14 protein-coding genes are annotated in these 16,084 nt (G+C 71.9%); 3 read left to right on the top strand and 11 right to left on the bottom strand.

Annotation, left to right across the window (positions count from 1 at the left end):
* The first annotated feature begins 140 nt into the window (after window positions 1–140).
* Entirely contained in the window at window positions 141–1,343 is a 1,203-nt protein-coding gene (locus ACYVOO_RS33825; protein ID WP_461019549.1) for an RNA-guided endonuclease InsQ/TnpB family protein, read from the top strand.
* 112 nt (window positions 1,344–1,455) lie between these two features.
* On the opposite strand, the gene ACYVOO_RS33820 is transcribed toward ACYVOO_RS33825, so the two are convergent.
* From ACYVOO_RS33820 to ACYVOO_RS33795, 6 genes are all read right to left on the bottom strand, one after another.
* Window positions 1,456–2,337 (bottom strand): carbohydrate ABC transporter permease, encoded by an 882-nt coding sequence (locus tag ACYVOO_RS33820; RefSeq protein ID WP_461019548.1) that lies wholly within the window; start codon window positions 2,335–2,337, stop codon window positions 1,456–1,458.
* Between the two features lie 14 nt (window positions 2,338–2,351).
* Window positions 2,352–3,152, bottom strand: coding sequence for a carbohydrate ABC transporter permease (locus ACYVOO_RS33815; RefSeq protein WP_461019547.1), 801 nt, complete (start codon window positions 3,150–3,152; stop codon window positions 2,352–2,354).
* Between the two features lie 176 nt (window positions 3,153–3,328).
* Window positions 3,329–4,696, bottom strand: a complete 1,368-nt coding sequence (locus ACYVOO_RS33810) for an ABC transporter substrate-binding protein (RefSeq protein ID WP_461019546.1) — start codon at window positions 4,694–4,696, stop codon at window positions 3,329–3,331.
* 84 nt (window positions 4,697–4,780) lie between these two features.
* A complete protein-coding gene (locus tag ACYVOO_RS33805) occupies window positions 4,781–5,932 on the bottom strand; it encodes a glycoside hydrolase family 26 protein (protein ID WP_461019545.1) in 1,152 nt (383 codons plus the stop codon).
* Between the two features lie 190 nt (window positions 5,933–6,122).
* Window positions 6,123–6,773 (bottom strand): GNAT family N-acetyltransferase, encoded by a 651-nt coding sequence (locus ACYVOO_RS33800; RefSeq protein ID WP_461019544.1) that lies wholly within the window; start codon window positions 6,771–6,773, stop codon window positions 6,123–6,125.
* Between the two features lie 93 nt (window positions 6,774–6,866).
* Window positions 6,867–7,535: a DedA family protein gene (locus tag ACYVOO_RS33795; protein WP_453349871.1), complete on the bottom strand. Its 669-nt coding sequence runs from the start codon at window positions 7,533–7,535 to the stop codon at window positions 6,867–6,869.
* A gap of 240 nt (window positions 7,536–7,775) precedes the next feature.
* Between ACYVOO_RS33795 and ACYVOO_RS33790 the strand changes: the two genes are divergently transcribed.
* Window positions 7,776–8,504, top strand: coding sequence for a superoxide dismutase family protein (locus ACYVOO_RS33790; RefSeq protein ID WP_461019543.1), 729 nt, complete (start codon window positions 7,776–7,778; stop codon window positions 8,502–8,504).
* Window positions 8,505–8,606: 102 nt separating this feature from the next.
* Here ACYVOO_RS33790 and ACYVOO_RS33785 read toward each other — a convergent pair whose 3' ends face one another.
* From ACYVOO_RS33785 to ACYVOO_RS33770, 4 genes are all read right to left on the bottom strand, one after another.
* The gene (locus ACYVOO_RS33785) at window positions 8,607–9,143 is read right to left on the bottom strand and encodes a DoxX family protein (protein ID WP_461019542.1); all 537 of its coding nucleotides are present in this window, start codon (window positions 9,141–9,143) and stop codon (window positions 8,607–8,609) included.
* Window positions 9,144–9,284: 141 nt separating this feature from the next.
* Window positions 9,285–11,276, bottom strand: coding sequence for an FAD/NAD(P)-binding protein (locus ACYVOO_RS33780; RefSeq protein ID WP_461019541.1), 1,992 nt, complete (start codon window positions 11,274–11,276; stop codon window positions 9,285–9,287).
* A 116-nt stretch (window positions 11,277–11,392) separates the two neighbouring features.
* Window positions 11,393–13,240, bottom strand: a complete 1,848-nt coding sequence (locus ACYVOO_RS33775; RefSeq protein WP_461019540.1) for an alkaline phosphatase D family protein — start codon at window positions 13,238–13,240, stop codon at window positions 11,393–11,395.
* A 150-nt stretch (window positions 13,241–13,390) separates the two neighbouring features.
* On the bottom strand, window positions 13,391–13,789 hold the full coding sequence (locus ACYVOO_RS33770) for a TraR/DksA family transcriptional regulator (protein WP_461019539.1): 399 nt from the start codon (window positions 13,787–13,789) through the stop codon (window positions 13,391–13,393).
* A 128-nt stretch (window positions 13,790–13,917) separates the two neighbouring features.
* On the opposite strand from ACYVOO_RS33770, the gene ACYVOO_RS33765 reads away from it, so the two are divergent.
* A complete protein-coding gene (locus ACYVOO_RS33765) occupies window positions 13,918–15,042 on the top strand; it encodes an aminopeptidase P family protein (protein WP_461019538.1) in 1,125 nt (374 codons plus the stop codon).
* 412 nt (window positions 15,043–15,454) lie between these two features.
* On the opposite strand, the gene ACYVOO_RS33760 is transcribed toward ACYVOO_RS33765, so the two are convergent.
* Window positions 15,455–15,964 carry a GNAT family N-acetyltransferase gene (locus ACYVOO_RS33760; protein ID WP_461019537.1) on the bottom strand — a complete coding sequence of 170 codons (510 nt, stop codon included), beginning with the start codon at window positions 15,962–15,964 and terminating at the stop codon, window positions 15,455–15,457.
* Between the last annotated feature and the right edge of the window lie 120 nt (window positions 15,965–16,084).

Here is a 16,084-nt window from a genome sequence, read left to right as displayed (position 1 = left end):
CCTCCGGGGAAACCCCGTCCTTGAGGGCGGGGAGGAATCGGATCCCTGCGGAGCAGGGCAACGAGCGGGGTTTCGCCGCCGGGGCGAAAGGCGGTGCTCTGCCCCGCGGGTTTGGTCTTAAGTCGCAGTCTCGCTAGTTTGTGAGCGTGACTACGGGCCAGGTGAAGCGGGCGTTCAAGTACCGCTTCTATCCGACCGATGCGCAGGCGGCTGAGCTGTCGCGCACGTTCGGCTGTGTGCGCAAGGTCTACAACCTCGCTCTCGCCGCACGCACGGAGGCGTGGGCGCGGCAGGAGCGGGTGAACTACCACCAGACCTCGGCGATGCTGACGGTGTGGAAGAAGACCGGGGAACTGGCCTACCTCAACGACGTGTCCTCGGTGCCGCTTCAGCAGTGCCTGCGGCACTTGCAGACGGCGTTCACTCACTTCTTCGGCAAGCGGGCCAAGTACCCGCGCTTCAAGTCCCGGAAGAAGTCCCGGAAGTCCGCCGAGTACACCACCAGCGGCTTCCGCTTCCGCGAGGGGAAGCTGACCCTCGCCAAGATGCGCGAGCCGCTGGAGATCGTGTGGTCCCGGCCCCTTCCCGAAGGGGCGAGCCCTTCGACGGTGACTGTCTCCCAGGACGCGGCCGGACGCTGGTTCGTCTCCATGCTGTGCGACGACGCATCCGTGAAGCCGCTGGCGAAGACGGATACGGCGGTCGGTATCGACGTCGGCCTGACGCACCTTCTGGCCCTGTCCACCGGGGAGAAGATCGCCAATCCCCGACATGAACGCTGGGACCGCGCTCGCCTGGCCAAGGCCCAGCGCAACCTCGCGAAGAAGGCCCGGGGAAGCAACAACCGGGCCAAGGCGCGGCGCAAGGCCGCCCGGGTGCACGCCCGCATCGCTGACCGGCGCCGCGACCTGCTCCACCAGCTCACCACTCGACTCGTGCGCGAAAACCAAACGCTCGTGATTGAGGACCTGACCGTGCGCAACATGGTCAAGAACCACACGCTCGCCCGAGCCATCTCGGATGCGAGCTGGAGCGAATTCCGCTCCATGCTGGAGTACAAGGCGGCCTGGTACGGGCGAGAGGTCGTGGTCGTGGACCGCTTCTTCCCCTCGTCCAAGCTGTGCTCCACCTGCGGCACCCTCCAGGAGGAGATGCCGCTCAACGTCCGCACCTGGACATGCGAGGGCTGCGGCACGACCCATGACAGGGACGTGAACGCGGCGAAGAACCTGCTTGCCGCCGGACGGGCGGTCCAAGCCTGCGGAGCTGGTGTAAGACCTCAACGGAGTTCTCCGGGCGGGCAGTCGGTGATGAAACAGGAAGTCTCACGGCGCGAGCCGTAAGAATCTCCCCCGTTTACGGGGGAGAGCGTCAAACGGTCTCCGTTCGTCCGCGGAACGCGGTTCGGGGGCGCGACGGGATGCTCGGGGCGGTGCTCGGAGAGGTGCTCGGGGTTCACGACTTCACGGCCCCCTCGACGAGGGCGGCCTCCATGCGGCGCTGGAGCGCGGTGTAGACGACGTAGACGGGAGCCAGCGTGATCAGACAGGCGGCGGAGAGTATCCCGTACTGCACCATCACCGCCGAGGTGAGCGACGGCAGCGCGACCTGGACCGTGCGCAGATCGGGGTCGGGGCCCAGGATGACGAGGCTGAAGAGGTACTCGTTCCAGAACCCCAGGAAGTTCAGGATCGCCACGGTGACGACCCCCGGCACCGACAGCGGCAGATAGACGCGCAGCAGCACGGTGAGCCGCCCCGCGCCGTCCATCAGCGCGCTCTCCTCCAGCTCGGCCGGGATGGTGCGCAGGAACTGGGTCAGCAGGATGACGGAGAGGGGGAGCGAGGTGGCGGGCAGGAACAGCACCAGGAAGGCGCGGGTCTGGAACATGCCCAGCTCGACCGCGAGCAGCACCGTCGGCACCAGCGCGGCGAAGGCCGGGATGAGGAACCCGAGCGCGAAGACCTTCTCCACGACGGCCGCTGTACGTCCGCCGCTGCGCGCGAGCCCGTAGGCGGCGGGGAAGGCCAGCAGAAGGCTGATGGCCTCCGCGCCGAGGGTGATCAGCGCCGAGCTGCCCAGCGCGGGGCCGAGCGCTGCCAGCTCCCAGGCGCGGACGAAGTTGTCCGTCAGCCACTGGGTGGGCAGGCCGAACGGGTCGGTCAGGACGCGCTGGTTGTCCTTGAGCGAGGAGACGACGAGGTAGTAGAGCGGGACGAGCAGGAGCAGCGCGTACGTCCACGCGGCGACGTGGCCCGCGATGAGGCCCTTCCCGTGCGGGACGCGTCCGCGCCGCGCGGCGCCTGTGGTGCCTGCGCCGCGTGTGGCGTGTGCCATGGCCCGGCCTCCCCTCAGTAGTTCTGCCGGAGCAGCCGTCGGATGACGACCATGCCGAGCAGGCCGAGGACGAAGAGCAGGGTGCCGACGGCCTGGCTGTAGCCGATGTTCTGTTGCAGGAACGCCTTCTGGTACATCAGGAAGGACAGCGTCGTGGACGCGGTGCCGGGGCCGCCCTGGGTGAGCATCAGCACGGTGGCCGCCGAGTTGAAGAGCGTCCACAGGAACTGGAGCATCGTCGCGACGCCGAAGAAGTCCTTGCAGACCGGATACGAGATCTGCCACATGCGCCGCCAGTGCCCCGCGCCGTCCAGCGCCGCCGCCTCGTAGACCGTCTCGGGCACGGAGGCGAGCCGCGCCGCGAACAGCACCGCCGTGTAGCCGATGCCGCTCCAGACGTCGACGGCGATGATCGCGGCCAGCGCGGTGGCGGGGTCGGCCAGCCAGGGCGTGGTGGACGACTCCAGGCCCACCGAGGTCAGCAGCCCGTTGACGCCGCCGTCGGGTGCCAGCATCCCGAAGAAGATCATGGCCTTGGCGGAGAGCGAGAGCAGCCCGGGGGTGAAGCAGAGCACGCGCAGCAGCCGGTGGCCCGGGGGTTTGAGCTGGAGGTAGTAGCCCAGCATGAAGGCGAGCGGGATCATCAGCGGGAGGGCCACGGCCAGTTGGATCAGGGTGTTGGTCAGTGCGTCCCAGAACACGGGGTCCGCGAGCACGTCCCCGTAGTTGGCCGAGCCGATCCAGCGGTGCGGCGCGACGAGGCTGGCCCACTCGTTGCCGCTGATGACGAACATCGCGACGAGCGGGCCCGCCATGAAGACGCCGTACCAGAGCAGCGCGGGAACGGCCCACAGCGTGGGACTCGCGCCCCTGCGTCCTCTCGCGTCCGTTGCCGCGCGAGAGGGCCCGCCCCGCCCGTACCGTCGGCCGTCCCCTTTGCGGCCGTCGGGCGGCGAAACACGCTCCGCCACGGCGGAGGGGGCCGCCGCCATCACTTGACTCCGCTGTACGCCTGGTCCATCGCCGCGCAGATCTTCTTCGCGTCGGCGTCCTCGCCGAAGGCGAGGCTGGTCGCCTGGACGAGCGGGGTGTTGGCGGCTGCCGGGATCTGGAGGTCGGGGAGCTGCGCGAAGTCCGCCTTGGCGGGGAGGTCGTTGAGGGACTGGTCGAGCAGGTCGTCGTCCGTCGCGCGCCGCTTCTCGTCCAGCTCGACGGAGGTGATGATGCTGGCGTCGTCGAGGAACCGCTCGGCCACCTCCTGCTGGTAGAAGTGCTGGATGAACCGCTTCACCGAGTCGGCCTTCTTGTCTCCGTTGGGGCTGATCCAGAAGCCGGTGCTGGTGTAGCCGCGGAAGGCGGTCGGCTTGTCGAAGGTGCTGCCCGAGGGGATCGGCAGCCCGGCCATCACCGTCTGCTCCGCCGTCTTCTCCGGCACCTCGGCCAGCGCCCAGGAGCCCTGCGACATGATCGCCGCCTGCCGGTTCCAGAACTTGCTCTGCATCGTCTCGAACGTGAAGCCCTGCGCCTTGTCGATGAAGACGCCCGCCTCGCGCAGCTTCACGAACAGCTCGATGCCCTTCATCGCGTCGGCCGACGCGCAGAAGCCGCCCTGCGCGTACAGCTTCCGCGTCTCGGCGGCTGTGGAGTACGCCTGGGCGACCTGCGAGAGCACCTTCTGACCGCTCCAGTCCTTGCCGCCCACCGCCATCGGTGCGATGCCCTTGGCGCGCAGCTTCTTCGCCGCCGCGATCAGCTCGTCCGTCGTGGCCGGAATCTCCTCCACCCCGGCCTTCTCCAGCAGCGCCGTGTTGTACCAGACGGGCCAGCTGAAGCCCGCGTACGGGAAGCCCATCAGCTTGCCGTCCGAGTCCGTCCACTCGGTGAGCGCCTGCGGCAGCACCTTGTCCTTGAGGCCCCAGTCCTCGATGTAGTCCGTCGCGGCGACGGTGGCGCCGTTCTTGGACCAGCCCAGGGACTTGTCGTAGACGTTGACGAAGACGATGTCCGCCTCCTTGCCCGCCGTCAGCGAGGTCTCGTACGTCTCGTCCAGGTCCTCACCGGCCTCGACGACCTTGACCTTGATGCCGGTCTCCTCGGTGAACGCCTTGGCCTCCTCGTGGAAGACCTTGCCGCCCGGGGTCGACTTCACGTACTGCGAGAGGACGGTGAGCGTCTTGGGGTCGCTCGAAGCGCCGCCGCCCGAGCCGCCGCACGCGGCGGCGGTCAGGCCGAGCGCGGCGGCCCCGAGCAGGGCGGCGGCCCTGCGCCTGCGGCGGGAGTCGCCCGGGGCCAGCCGGGCCACCCGGACCCCTCGGGCCGTACGGGAACGGCCCGTCGTACGGACGCGGCGTGCTGTCATCGGCTCTTCCCTCGCTGGAGTAGGAGAGTTCTGGCAGTGCGGTGCGATGCGTGCGGTACGTCGTGGTGCTCGGCCGGTAGCGGGTCATCGGGGCGCGGCGCCGCCGACGCCCAGCTCGCCCTGGTTCAGGCTGCGTTCGTGCGCGTACGTCTCCCGGATGCGTTCCGGGGTGTTCCACACGGGGTCGGTGAGCATCTCGGACCAGACCATGAAGTACGTCCACTCCGGCTGCGCCGCGAGGTCGGAGGGCGAGGGGATGCGGCCGACCTCGGCGAGGGCCAGGGGCTTGCCGGCCGCGAGGTCCTGGAGCGTCGCGTACTGCTCACCGCTCGGGAAGCCCGCGTCGTTCCAGGCGTCGACGCTGACGACGTCCACGTACGCGTCCCCGGGGTAGTAGTCGGGCATCTGCCCGGCGGCTCCCTTGGCGTCCACGTTCCACACCCAGACCAGGTGGTCCAGGCCCTTCTCCCGCGTGAGGTAGTCGTGGGTGAGCTGGTACAGCGCGCGGGTCCCGTGGTCGCCGCCGTGCGCGCCCCACCAGAACCAGTCGCCGTTCATCTCGTGCAGCGGCCGGAACAGCGCGGGCACGCCTGCGTCCTCCAACTGCTGGAGATACGGGACGATCTCGTCCAGGCGCCGCTTCCAGGCGGAGTTCAGCTCCGTGCCGTCGGTGGTCAGCTCGGTCCACTGGTCGGCGGACAGCTCGTCCATGATCCCCGTGCCCGCTTCCCAGCCGCACGACGAGCCTCGGGTGGGCGGGCACACATGCCAGGTCAGGGCGGCGAGGGAGCCGCTGTTCCACTGGTTCTTCGCCTCGTCGACCATGGTCTGCCGGTCGTCCAGATCGCTCGCCCCGAAGCCGAACTCACCACCCCACAGACCGGGGTAGACGCCCGTGATCCCGTGCGCCTGCTCCGTGTACTGGGTGGGCTGCGAGAGCGGCTCCTTGTTGTGCTGGCCGGTCACGGTGCGGCTGCCGGTGATGCTCTTCAGATACGACACGAGTTCGCCGGGGGTGGCGGCGGCACCGGGGGCGGCGGCGCGAGCTGAACCGGTTCCTGCCGACTGCTTCGGTTCCGTCGAGGCGGGGGAGGGGGCGTGTTCCTCGTACGCGACGGCGGCGGGGACGCCCGTTCCGGCGAGTAACAGGGCGGCGACGCCGAGGGCGAGGGCCCTCCTCTTCCTCGTCCTGCGTGCGTGTGGGCGTGTGCGGGGGTGCGTGCGTGTGGGGCGCATGGCAGACCTCGTCGATTCGTCCGTGGGGCCGCTTGGGTCGCTCAGGTCGATGGCCGGGGATGCAAGCACTGAACCGGTTAAGGGTCAATGGGTGCGGCACGGCATCGTCGCGAACGGCGCACGGACGCGGGCCCGGAGCGCGGGTCCCGGAAAGACGAGGGCGGGAGGAGGGCCGAGGCTCGTGGACGGCTCAGATGCCGAAGGGCGCCGCGTACCGCACCGGGCCGCGCGGCGGGTCGCCGCCGTCCAGGGAGAGGGCGAGGAACGCCTCGTCGGGCCACTCCTGCCCGGACGGCGGGGTGATGCCGAAGCGCGCGCAGGGCGTGAAGCCGAAGCGGGGGTAGTACGCGGGGTGCCCGAGCACGATCACCGTGCGCTCGCCCGCCTCCCGTGCCGCGTCGAGCGCGCCCCGGATCGCGGCGCTGCCCGCGCCCCTGCCCTGGTGCGCGGGCAGTACGGCGCACGGCGCGAGCGCGAGCGCGGGTACGTCGCCGACGTGGCAACGGGTCAGCAGCGCGAACCCGGCGACCTCGCCCCCGTTCTCGTTCCCGTCCCCGCCCTCGCCGGGCTCGGGGACGGGCTCGCCCAGGGGCCCGGCCAGCGCGCCCGGCGCGGACACGGCCACGTAGGAGAGCCCCGGAAGCCAGGCTTCCGGGTCCTCGCGCAGCGCGTCCACCAGGTCGGCTTCCTCGGCGGTCTCGAAGGCGGCGAGGTTGACGCGGCGTACGGCCTCGCGCTCGCCCTGCCGCTCGGGGCGCACCTGCCAGACGGGCGCGGGTCCGGGAGCGGAACCGGGGCCGGGGGCGGGGGTGTCGGCTGCGTGTGTACGGGGATCGCTCATGCGGCCATGCTCGCACCACCGGTACGGGGCGACGGGGGCCGCCTGGTAAGGGACGCGCCCCCAGGCGGGCACCCCTTACCGGACCGCCGGTGACTACTGGGCCGCCGGGACCGGCTCGTCCTTCGGGCCACGCCTGATCATGTACGCGGCCAGCGTCCCGGCCGCGAAGAGCGCGAGCACCGAGACCACGGTGCCGAGCCAGCCCGCGCCGCCCAGCCACTTGCCGCCGAAGTAGCCGAGCCCCACGCTGTACGCGGCCCACGCCAGCCCGGCCAGCGCCGACCACGGCACGAACTCGGCGGCGCGCCGGTGTGCCACGCCTGCGGTGAGGCTGACGACGGAGCGTCCGGCGGGCGCGAAGCGGGCGAGGACGACGAGGGCGCCTCCGCCGCGTACGAGCGCCTGGCCCAGCCGCTCCTGGGCGAGCGTCAGACGGCGCGAGCGGGCGATGGCGCGGTCGAAGCGGTCACCGCCACGCCAGGCGAGCCGGTAGGCGACGAGGTCGCCGAGGACCGAGGCGCCCGTGGCGCACAGCACCAGCGCGAACATCTCGGGGAGGTGGGGGAAGGCGGCGACGTGCCGCGCGGCGTGGCTCGGGAGGTCGGCGGCGTCGGCCGCCGTGGTGCCCGCGACGGCCGTCGCCGCGGTGATCACGAGGACCCCGCTGGGCAGCAGGGGGACGAAGACGTCGAGGACGACGGAGGCCGCGACGATCGCGTAGATCCACGGGGAGGCGGTCACGGAACCCAGGGTTTCCAGCACGCCGCGCCCCGTTTCTCCCTTGCCCCGAAAAGACTTCACTTCCGTTTACCGCCGTACAGCGTACGCCCGCGTAACCCCCTGGGAGCCGCTGGGGAGGCGTGGCGCCGATCTCATTCGCAGAAGGGATACGCATGGCCGTGACCCGGACGTACCCGACAGCGTTCGACCGGATACGGACAGCAGTGGAGGGCCGTCGAAGGGCGGCGTACAGCGGTGGAGGATTCGGCGATGGTGATGGCGATGGCAAAGACGAGAGTGAAGGCGAAGGCGAAGGCGGGAGCGAGGGGGAAGGTGAGAACGGCGGGTGTGGGGGCCGGGGTCGTGCTGGCGGCCGTGCTCGCGACCGGCGCGGCGAGCCCGGCGGGTCCGGCAGGTCCCGCGAATCCGGCAGCGGGCCCCAGCGGGGCCGCGGACGGCACCCCGGCCCTCCTCGGCGGTCTGGTCGGCGGCGGCCTCGACGGTCAGTCCGCGCGGTGGATGCGCGCGAGCGCCGTGTTCGCGCAGGCCGAGGGGGCGCGGAAGCCCCGCGCGGTCACGCACGATCCGACCCTGGTTCCGGCAGGGGCGCGCGTCAGGGTGGCGCAGAAGGTGACCGGGCAGGGGATGGAGATCGAGGCGGAGGTGCACGGCGTCAGGCCGGGCCACACCTACGGCGTCCATGTGCACACCCAGCCGTGCGGCGCTGCGCCCGACGCCTCGGGACCGCACTACCAGGACAGGAAGGACCCGAAGCAGCCCTCGACGGACCCCGCGTACGCGAACAGGCACAACGAGGTCTGGCTCGACCTCACCACCGACGACAAGGGCAACGGCCGCGCGAGCACCAGCCAGAAGTGGCACTTCCGCCAGGGCGAGGCGCGTTCCCTCGTCCTGCACGAGCACGCCACCCACACGGGACGCGGCGAGGCGGGCCAGGCGGGCGACCGCGTCGCCTGCTTCACGGCGCCCTTCATCTCGGGCGCCCGCTAGCTCAGGCGAGGGCGCAGGTCACAGGGCGCAGATCGCAGGTCACAGGGCGCAGGTGCGGACGGGTGAGGTGGGCGCCCCACCCGTCCGCGTGCCCTCTGTCCGTCAGGCCGCCGCGCGACCCGTACGGGCCGCGCGCTCAGCGCGGCCCTTACGGGAGAAGAGGCCGTCGAGGGCGAGGGCGCCGGGCCCCGTGAAGATGAGCAGGAAGAAGGCCCAGCAGAAGACGGCGGCCAGTTCACCCTGGTTCTGGATGGGCCACAGTGCCTCGGGCTGGTGGACCTTGAAGTACGCGTAGGCCATGGAACCCGAGGCGAGCAGCGCGGCGGCGCGGGTGCCGAGGCCGGTCAGTACGAGCAGGCCGCAGACGAGTTCGATGACCGCGGCGTACCAGCCTGGCCAGGTGAACTGGGGCACGGTCCCGCCCTGCGAGCCCATCGCACCGCCCATGACGCCGAAGAGCTTGGAGGCGCCGTGGCAGGCGAAGAGGCCGCCGACGACGGCACGGAACCCGGCGATGACGTACGGCTGGGCTGTCGCGCCGAACCGGGCGAGCGGGCCCAGGGCGGGGTCGGCGGACCGGGCGGAGTTGGGCGAGGAGTGCGCTGAGGCTGCTGGGGACAGCGGCGCGGATGCGGACATGGAGGTGGCTCCTTCGGTCTGGGGACGGAGAACCGAACGACGGAGAACCGGGCGATGAAGAAACCGATCGATGGAGAACCGGCGATGAAGAACCAGCGATGAAGAACCATGGACGGAGAATCCATCGCCGCAGGTTAAGGATTACCTATCAATACTTGTAAGCTCAACCACCTGTGCATGGGACACCTTCCGATGCCCCAGTGACAGCAGCGCCGCGCGGGCCACGGCGTCGGTGTCCGTCAGCGTCACGGAGTTGACCCCGGGACGCGCCCCCGCTGCCGTCACCCAGTGCACCCCCTCCGTCGGCACCCCCACGGCGAACCGGTACGGATGGGCACGCCCCCGCGCGTCGACGAGCCGGTACGGGCGCCGCGTCACGTCCAGGCCGCCCGTCTCGTAGCCGTCCGCCAGATGCGGGCGGCACGCGCCCGCGCGCAGCAGACCGGCCAGCAGCGGATCGGCGGTCCGGCGCAGGTCGGGCTCGGGCAGCCGGGCCTCGATCAGCGCCCCGGCCACGACCCGCGAGCCGGGAACGGCAGGCGAGCGCGCCACGAAGGCGCCCGTGCCCGCTTCTGCCTCCGCTTCCGCCTCCGCCGTCGAGACCTCCATCCCCGGGCCGACGATCCGCAGCACGCCCGCCTCGATCAGCGCCGCCATCTCCTCGATGCGGCGGCGGGGCGGGCCGATGGAGAGGAAGGCGTTGAGCGGCGTGTACCAGCGGTCGAGGTGTTCGCGGCGCGACGTGCCCGCCAGCCCGGCGTGGTCGACGATCTGGCGCAGCTCGTTGCGCAGGTCGCGCAGGACGTCGAGCGCGGCCTTCACGGGGCCGCGTACGTTGCCGAGCCGCGCCTGGGCGACGTCCTCGCGCAGCGCGTCCAGCAGCCAGTGGGTGAAGTCGTCAGGGCCCGTGAAGCCGCGGCGCGCGTGCGGGTGGGAGACGGACCGCCAGTCCCAGCGCGACGCTCCGGGTATGCCGTACTCCGTCAGCAGCGCGTCCTCCTCGGCGCTCCCGTGCGCGACGTCGAGGAAGCGAGGGCGGAAACCGGGCGCTTCGGCGGCGAGGAGTGTCTCGTAGTAGACCGTCTCGACCTCCTTCGCGACGAGGGGCCACACCTCGGTCAGGAAGTCCGGCGGGTCGCCCGCGTCGGCGCGCTTGCGGAAGCGCTCGATCACGTCGGCGGTCAGCAGGAGGGGTGTGTGACGCCCGTGCGCGCCCTTCTCGTTGTCGCCGCGCGCGTGGTACGGGACGCCGCGCCGCGAGCCCGCGTAGAGGCGGGGTTCGCGGCCGGAGGGGAGGTAGCGGAGCCCGCCCGCGGGGGCGGGGGTGAAACGGCCGCCGCGGCCGAGGGTCAACAGGGCCATGTGGTCGAAGAAGTTGAGGCCGAGCCCGCGCAGCAGCACCGGTGCACCGGGCGCGAGGGTGTCCAGCTCGGCGGTCAGATCGGCCGGGTTGCCGGGCGGGAGGTAGGTCAGGCCGTGTTCGCGGGCGTACGCGGCGAGGCGGCGCTCCCGCGCGTCCGGGGCGGTGGGGAGGTGGCCCTGCGCGAGGAGGACGGCGGAGAGGCCGGAGAGGTGTGTGCCGTCGGAGAGGTCGAGCCGCTGGGTGCCGGGAGCGGGGGCTGCGGCGCCGCCCGGCGAAGCCGACGCCGCCGGTTCCGGTTCCGGTCCCGCTTCCCGTTCCGGTGCGGGTGCCGTTTCCGTGAGGCGGATCGCCCGCGCCGCGTGGGTCCGTACGGTCACCGCTTCGGGCGCGGTGCGGAGTGTTTCGGCGAAGACCCACTCCAGATAGGCGCCGTAGAGGGCGCGCGTCGGGTAGTCGTCGGGGCCGAGCCGCCCCGGCGCGATCCGCGCGTACCACTCGTAGAGGCTCGGCCCCGGGCGTATCGGCCCCTCCGCCTCGACGCTGTCGTCGGTGAACAGCGTCACCTGGGACGCGACGGTGTTCATCAGCAGCTCGCCCGACTGCGCCGTGCGCCACACCCGGCCGGCGCCCGGCGGATCTGGATCGATGACGTGGACGGTCAGCCGGTCGCCGGGTGCGAGGAGTTCGGGTACGGAGGCGCAGAGCCGCTCCACCAGGCTCGTTCCGCGTGGTCCTGCGCCGACGACGGCTATGGCGTGGTGCTGGGCCACGTGTTCTCTCCTGGGGCGTTTGCGACGCGCGGGGCGGTGAAGTGCGCACCATCATGCCGCTCAGCCCCTCGCCGTCACCCCCTACTCCGGAACATCCCCGTCCGGTGTGGGATTGCTCACTCGGCGAGCGAGGTGGGGGAAGGGGCGGGGGAGGCCAGGGCGCGGGTGTGCACCCGCTCCAGCCAGGAACGGGACGTGACGGCCCTGGGCGCGGGATGCGCGGGGCCTCCCGCGCCCGTCGCCGTGCCCGCGTCCACGTCACCGGCGCGGGCCTGGTCCAGCGCCAGTTCCGCGCCCCGGCCGCTCAGTGCCAGCGTCATGAGCTGGTTGCCGAACCACGGCCCGCCCGTGCGCCGCCACTTCAGCGAGGGGCGCGGGACGCGCCCGTGCCGCGCGAACGCCCTGCCCAGGCGGCGCCCGGCGCCGCTCCAGCCGAAGCGGAAACCGGCCCGCATGAAGGCGGGGATGCTGTTGTGCATCGGCGAGCAGGTGAGCTGGACCACGCGTGCGGGGGCGCTCCGTCCTGCCCCCGCCCCCGCTCCCGGCTCCGCTTCCGGTTCCCCTTCCGCGTCGGGGAAGCGGGGCTCGGCTATGTACGCGTGGTGCACGTCGCCGGACAGTACGCACACCGTCGCGGGCGCGCCAGGGCCCGTCGCGACCTCCTTGACCAGGTCCGTCAGCGCCTCGAAGGAGCGCGGGAAGGCGGCCCAGTGCTCCAGGTCGGCGGCGCGGCGCAGTCGCTCGCCGAGCCGCGCCCAGCGTGGACCCCGTGCGCCCCCGCACAGCGCCGTGATCCACTCCTCGGCGCCGTGGATCGCGGGCGGCAGCAGCCAGGGGAGGGAGGTGCCGATGAGGAGGTGGTCGTACTCGCCGGGATCGCCGGGTTCGCCGGAGCCGCCCGGGTCGCGCGGGAGGGCCTGCTCGCGCAGCCACGCCATCTCGCGCGCGTCGATCATGGCGCGCTCCCGCTCGGGCAGGACGCGCGCGGCGCGGGTGTCCGCCATCAGCAGCCGCACCCTGCCGAAGTCACGGCGGTAGCTCCAGCGCACGTTCACCGGATCGGCGTCGGCGTGCTCGGCGAACTTCCGCAGCGGTTCGGCGCCGTCCTCCGCGGCCCGTACGGACGCGAACAGCGGGTCCTCGGCCAGCTCGCCGGGGGAGAGGTTGCCCAGGTGCTGGTGCACCCAGTAGGAGGTGAGGCCGCCGAGGATGCGCTCGCGCCACCAGCTCGTGGCGCGGATGTCGCGCTGCCAGCTCTCGCTGGTGTTCCAGTCGTCGATCACGTCGTGGTCGTCGAAGATCATGCAACTGGGCACGGTGGACAGCAGCCAGCGCACCTCGGGGTCCAGCCAGGACTCGTAGTACAGCTCGGTGTACTCCTCGTAGTCCGCGACCTGGTCCCAGGGCGGCTCGCTCAGATCTCGCCCCCGCGCCAGCTTCTCCCTGACCGCTTCTGACGTCTCGTCCGCGTAAACCTGATCGCCCAGGAGCACCAGCACGTCCGGGCGGGCGCTGCCCCCGCTCGCGATGGCCCGCTGCGCGAGCGCGTCGAGCGCGTCAGGGCCCACGGGGTCGTGTGAGCTGTCGGCGGGGCGCGCGGCCCAGCGGCACGAGCCGAAGGCGAGCGTCAGCTCTGTGGTGTCGGGCGCGGGCGTACGGATGGTGCTGGGCGGGAACGCGGTGCCGGTGCCCCCGGATCCGGCTCCGGCGGCCGGCGGAGGCAGGGGCCAGACCTCTTCGCCGTCGAGCAGCACGCGGTACGGGGTCTCGGTGCCCGGCTCCAGGCCGACGACCGTGACCAGCGCGTAGTGGTGCCCCGCCACGTGCCACGTGCGGGCGCTGCCGCCCGCCGTCGTGCCGTCGCAGCGCACCTCGGCCTCACAGGGGCCTGCCGTCTCGACCCACACCGTCGCCGTGTCCTCGTCCACATACCGCAGCAGCGGTCCCAGGCGCAGCCCGACCATGGAGTCCTCCCTCTGTCGTCCCGCACCGTACGGAACGTCGGGCGCGTACGGCGAGTTTCCCGCACGAGGAACGCGGGATGTGGGGCGGTATGTGGCGAAGCGCACGTCACGCGGGGCGCGCTTCCCGGGGCCGGGGCCGGGACCGGGGCGTCAGGGGCGCGCTGCGGCGCAGCGCACGCAGGTCCGCGCCGTCGGCCGCGCCTCAAGGCGCTCGGCGGGAATGGGCTCGCCGCACCCCTCGCACCGCCCGTAGTCGCCGCGCTCCAGCCTTTCGAGTGCGAGGTCCAGCGCCGCCAGCTTCTCCCGGGCCTGCCTGAGCATGGCGGCGACGTGGGCCCGCTCGAAGGCGGTGCTCGACCCCTCCGGGTCGTGCTCGTCGTCGACGGCTACCAGCGCGTTCGCCTCGACGATCGCGTCGAAGTCCCGGCTCAGCGCCGCGATCTGCGCGTGCGTGCCCGCGCGCTCGGCGGCCAGCCGTTCGCGTACGGTCGCGTCGCGAGGCGCGTCATGACGTGCGTCGTGACGCGCGTCGCGGGACGAATCGGTCATCGGTGGGGGAACGGCGGGCGCGGGGCGCCTATTCCGACGTCGCCGTTTTAATGCCTCGTGTCCGCCGCCCCGTGACGGCAGACTGACGTCGGTCACCACCCCTCGAACCGCACCTGGGAGCCGCCCCCATGCCGTCGCCGACGCCGTTCACCCTGGAGGACTTCGCGCACCGCATGCGCCGCGCGGTGGAGGCCGCGAGCCGGGAGGGGCTGGACGGGCTCGTCGTCACCCCGGGTCCCGACCTCGTCCACCTCACCGGCTACCAGCCCACCGCGGCCACCGAACGCTTCACGGGGCTGGTGCTCACCCCGGAGACCGATCCGCTGCTGGTCGTGCCCGCGCTGGAGCGGCCCGACGCGGAGGCGGCGCCCGGCGCCGCTGCGGCGCACATCACCGACTGGACCGACGGCCGCGACCCGTACGCGGCCGTCGCCCCACGGCTGCGCCCGCACGGCAGATACGGGATCTCCGACGGCGCCTGGGCCCTGCACCTGCTGGCGCTCCAGGCGGTGGTGCCGGGCAGCGCGTTCACGGCGCTGAGCGAGTCGCTGCCCATGCTGCGCGCCGTCAAGGGCGCCGACGAACTGGAGCGGCTCGCCGCCGCGGGCGCGGCGGCGGACGAGACGTACCGCCGCATCCTCGACGTGCCCTTCGCCGGGCGCCGCGAGACGGACATCGCGGCCGACCTGGCCGCGCTGCTGCGCGAGTACGGGCACAGCCAGGTCGACTTCACCGTCGTCGGCTCGGGCCCGAACGGCGCCAGCCCGCACCACGAGGCGGGGGAGCGCGTCATGGCCGAGGGCGACATGGTGGTCCTCGACTTCGGCGGCCTCAAGGACGGCTACGGCTCGGACACCACCCGTACCGTGCACGTCGGCGAGGACGTCGCACCGGAGGCGCGGGAGGTGCACGAGGTGGTGCGCCGCGCGCAGCAGGCCGCGTTCGAGGCGGTACGGCCAGGCGTCGCCTGCCAGGAGATCGACCGCGTGGCCCGCGCGGTGATCACCGAGGCCGGGTACGGCGAGTTCTTCATCCACCGCACCGGCCACGGCATCGGCCTGACCACGCACGAACCGCCCTACATGGTGGAGGGCGAACAGCGGGAACTCGTGCCCGGCATGTGCTTCTCGATCGAGCCGGGCATCTATCTGCCGGGCCGCTTCGGCGTCCGTATCGAGGACATCGTCACCGTCACCGAGGACGGTGCCCGCCGCCTCAACAACACCCCGCACGAACTGCGCACCGTGTCCTGAGCGGGGGCGGGCCCGACCGCGCTCGTCCGGGTCAGCGGAGCTTGGCGGCCTGCGCGTCGATGAGCGCGGTCGGCTGCTCGTACGCCTCACCACGGGAGACCGAGGCGATGTTGAAGGAGGAGAACCCCGCGAGCGTGGTGCCCTGCCGGAAGACGACGACCTTGGTGTCGGCTGCGGTGCCGTCCTGCTTCGTCCCGACCGTCCAACGGCTGTGACGCGCACTGTGCTTCTCTCCGTGCTCCGTGCTCCGCGCCCAAGTGCGGTGCGCGGTTCTGACGCGGGCAAGATCCGTGTGACCAGGAGGAGGTTGCGGGGGAGGCCGTCCATGTGACGGAACCGATCACTGGGCGGCTGGGCGAGGGCGTGGCCCTGACGATTCTGGCGCACGTACAGCAAGCGGGCGGGGACTGGCTCACAGCCTCATGTCACGCACCATGACCGCATAAGGCGGAGCGTCGGCCAACTGCTCCACCTCGCCCCTCCGCGTGTAGCCCCATTTCTCGTACATCGCTTGCACGCGAGGCTTCCTCTGTTCCACCAGCAGGGTCACGAAGTCGATGTCCTGGGTGTCGAGCAGCGCATTGTGAAGGATCCGGGAGAGGCCCTTTCCCCGCCACTGCGGAGTGACCAACAGCTCCGACAGGCCCAGGATCTTCCCTCGAACGCCTTCGGGGCGGCGCGCTCCCTTCCACCAGCCACCCGGTTTGAACTTCGAGCCGTAGGCATATCCGACCGGAGTACCGCCCTCCCACCCTGACACGCACTGCCAGTCCTCCCGCGCCGACCATCGGTCCACGTACCCGGAGAAGCGTTCCCGGGAGTGGAACGGGTCCGTGCTGTCGGAGTACGCCGTGTCGTGGAGGTCGAGCAGCAGAGAGCGGACGTCTCGTGCGTCAGCGTGTGTGTGGTGCTTCAGCTCCATCGGCGGGACACCTCGATCCAGTCGGTCACCTCGGGCGCCTTCGACCTGTGACCAGCGACCACCTCGCGAGTACGGGCCAGTGTGGAGAGGGCCCGCTTCGTACATGCTGCGCTGGAGCAA

The sequence above is a fragment of the Streptomyces daliensis genome, from assembly GCF_054782395.1.
Note: the sequence above shows the minus strand (reverse complement) of the source record. Positions and strands in the feature narration are given on the sequence as shown.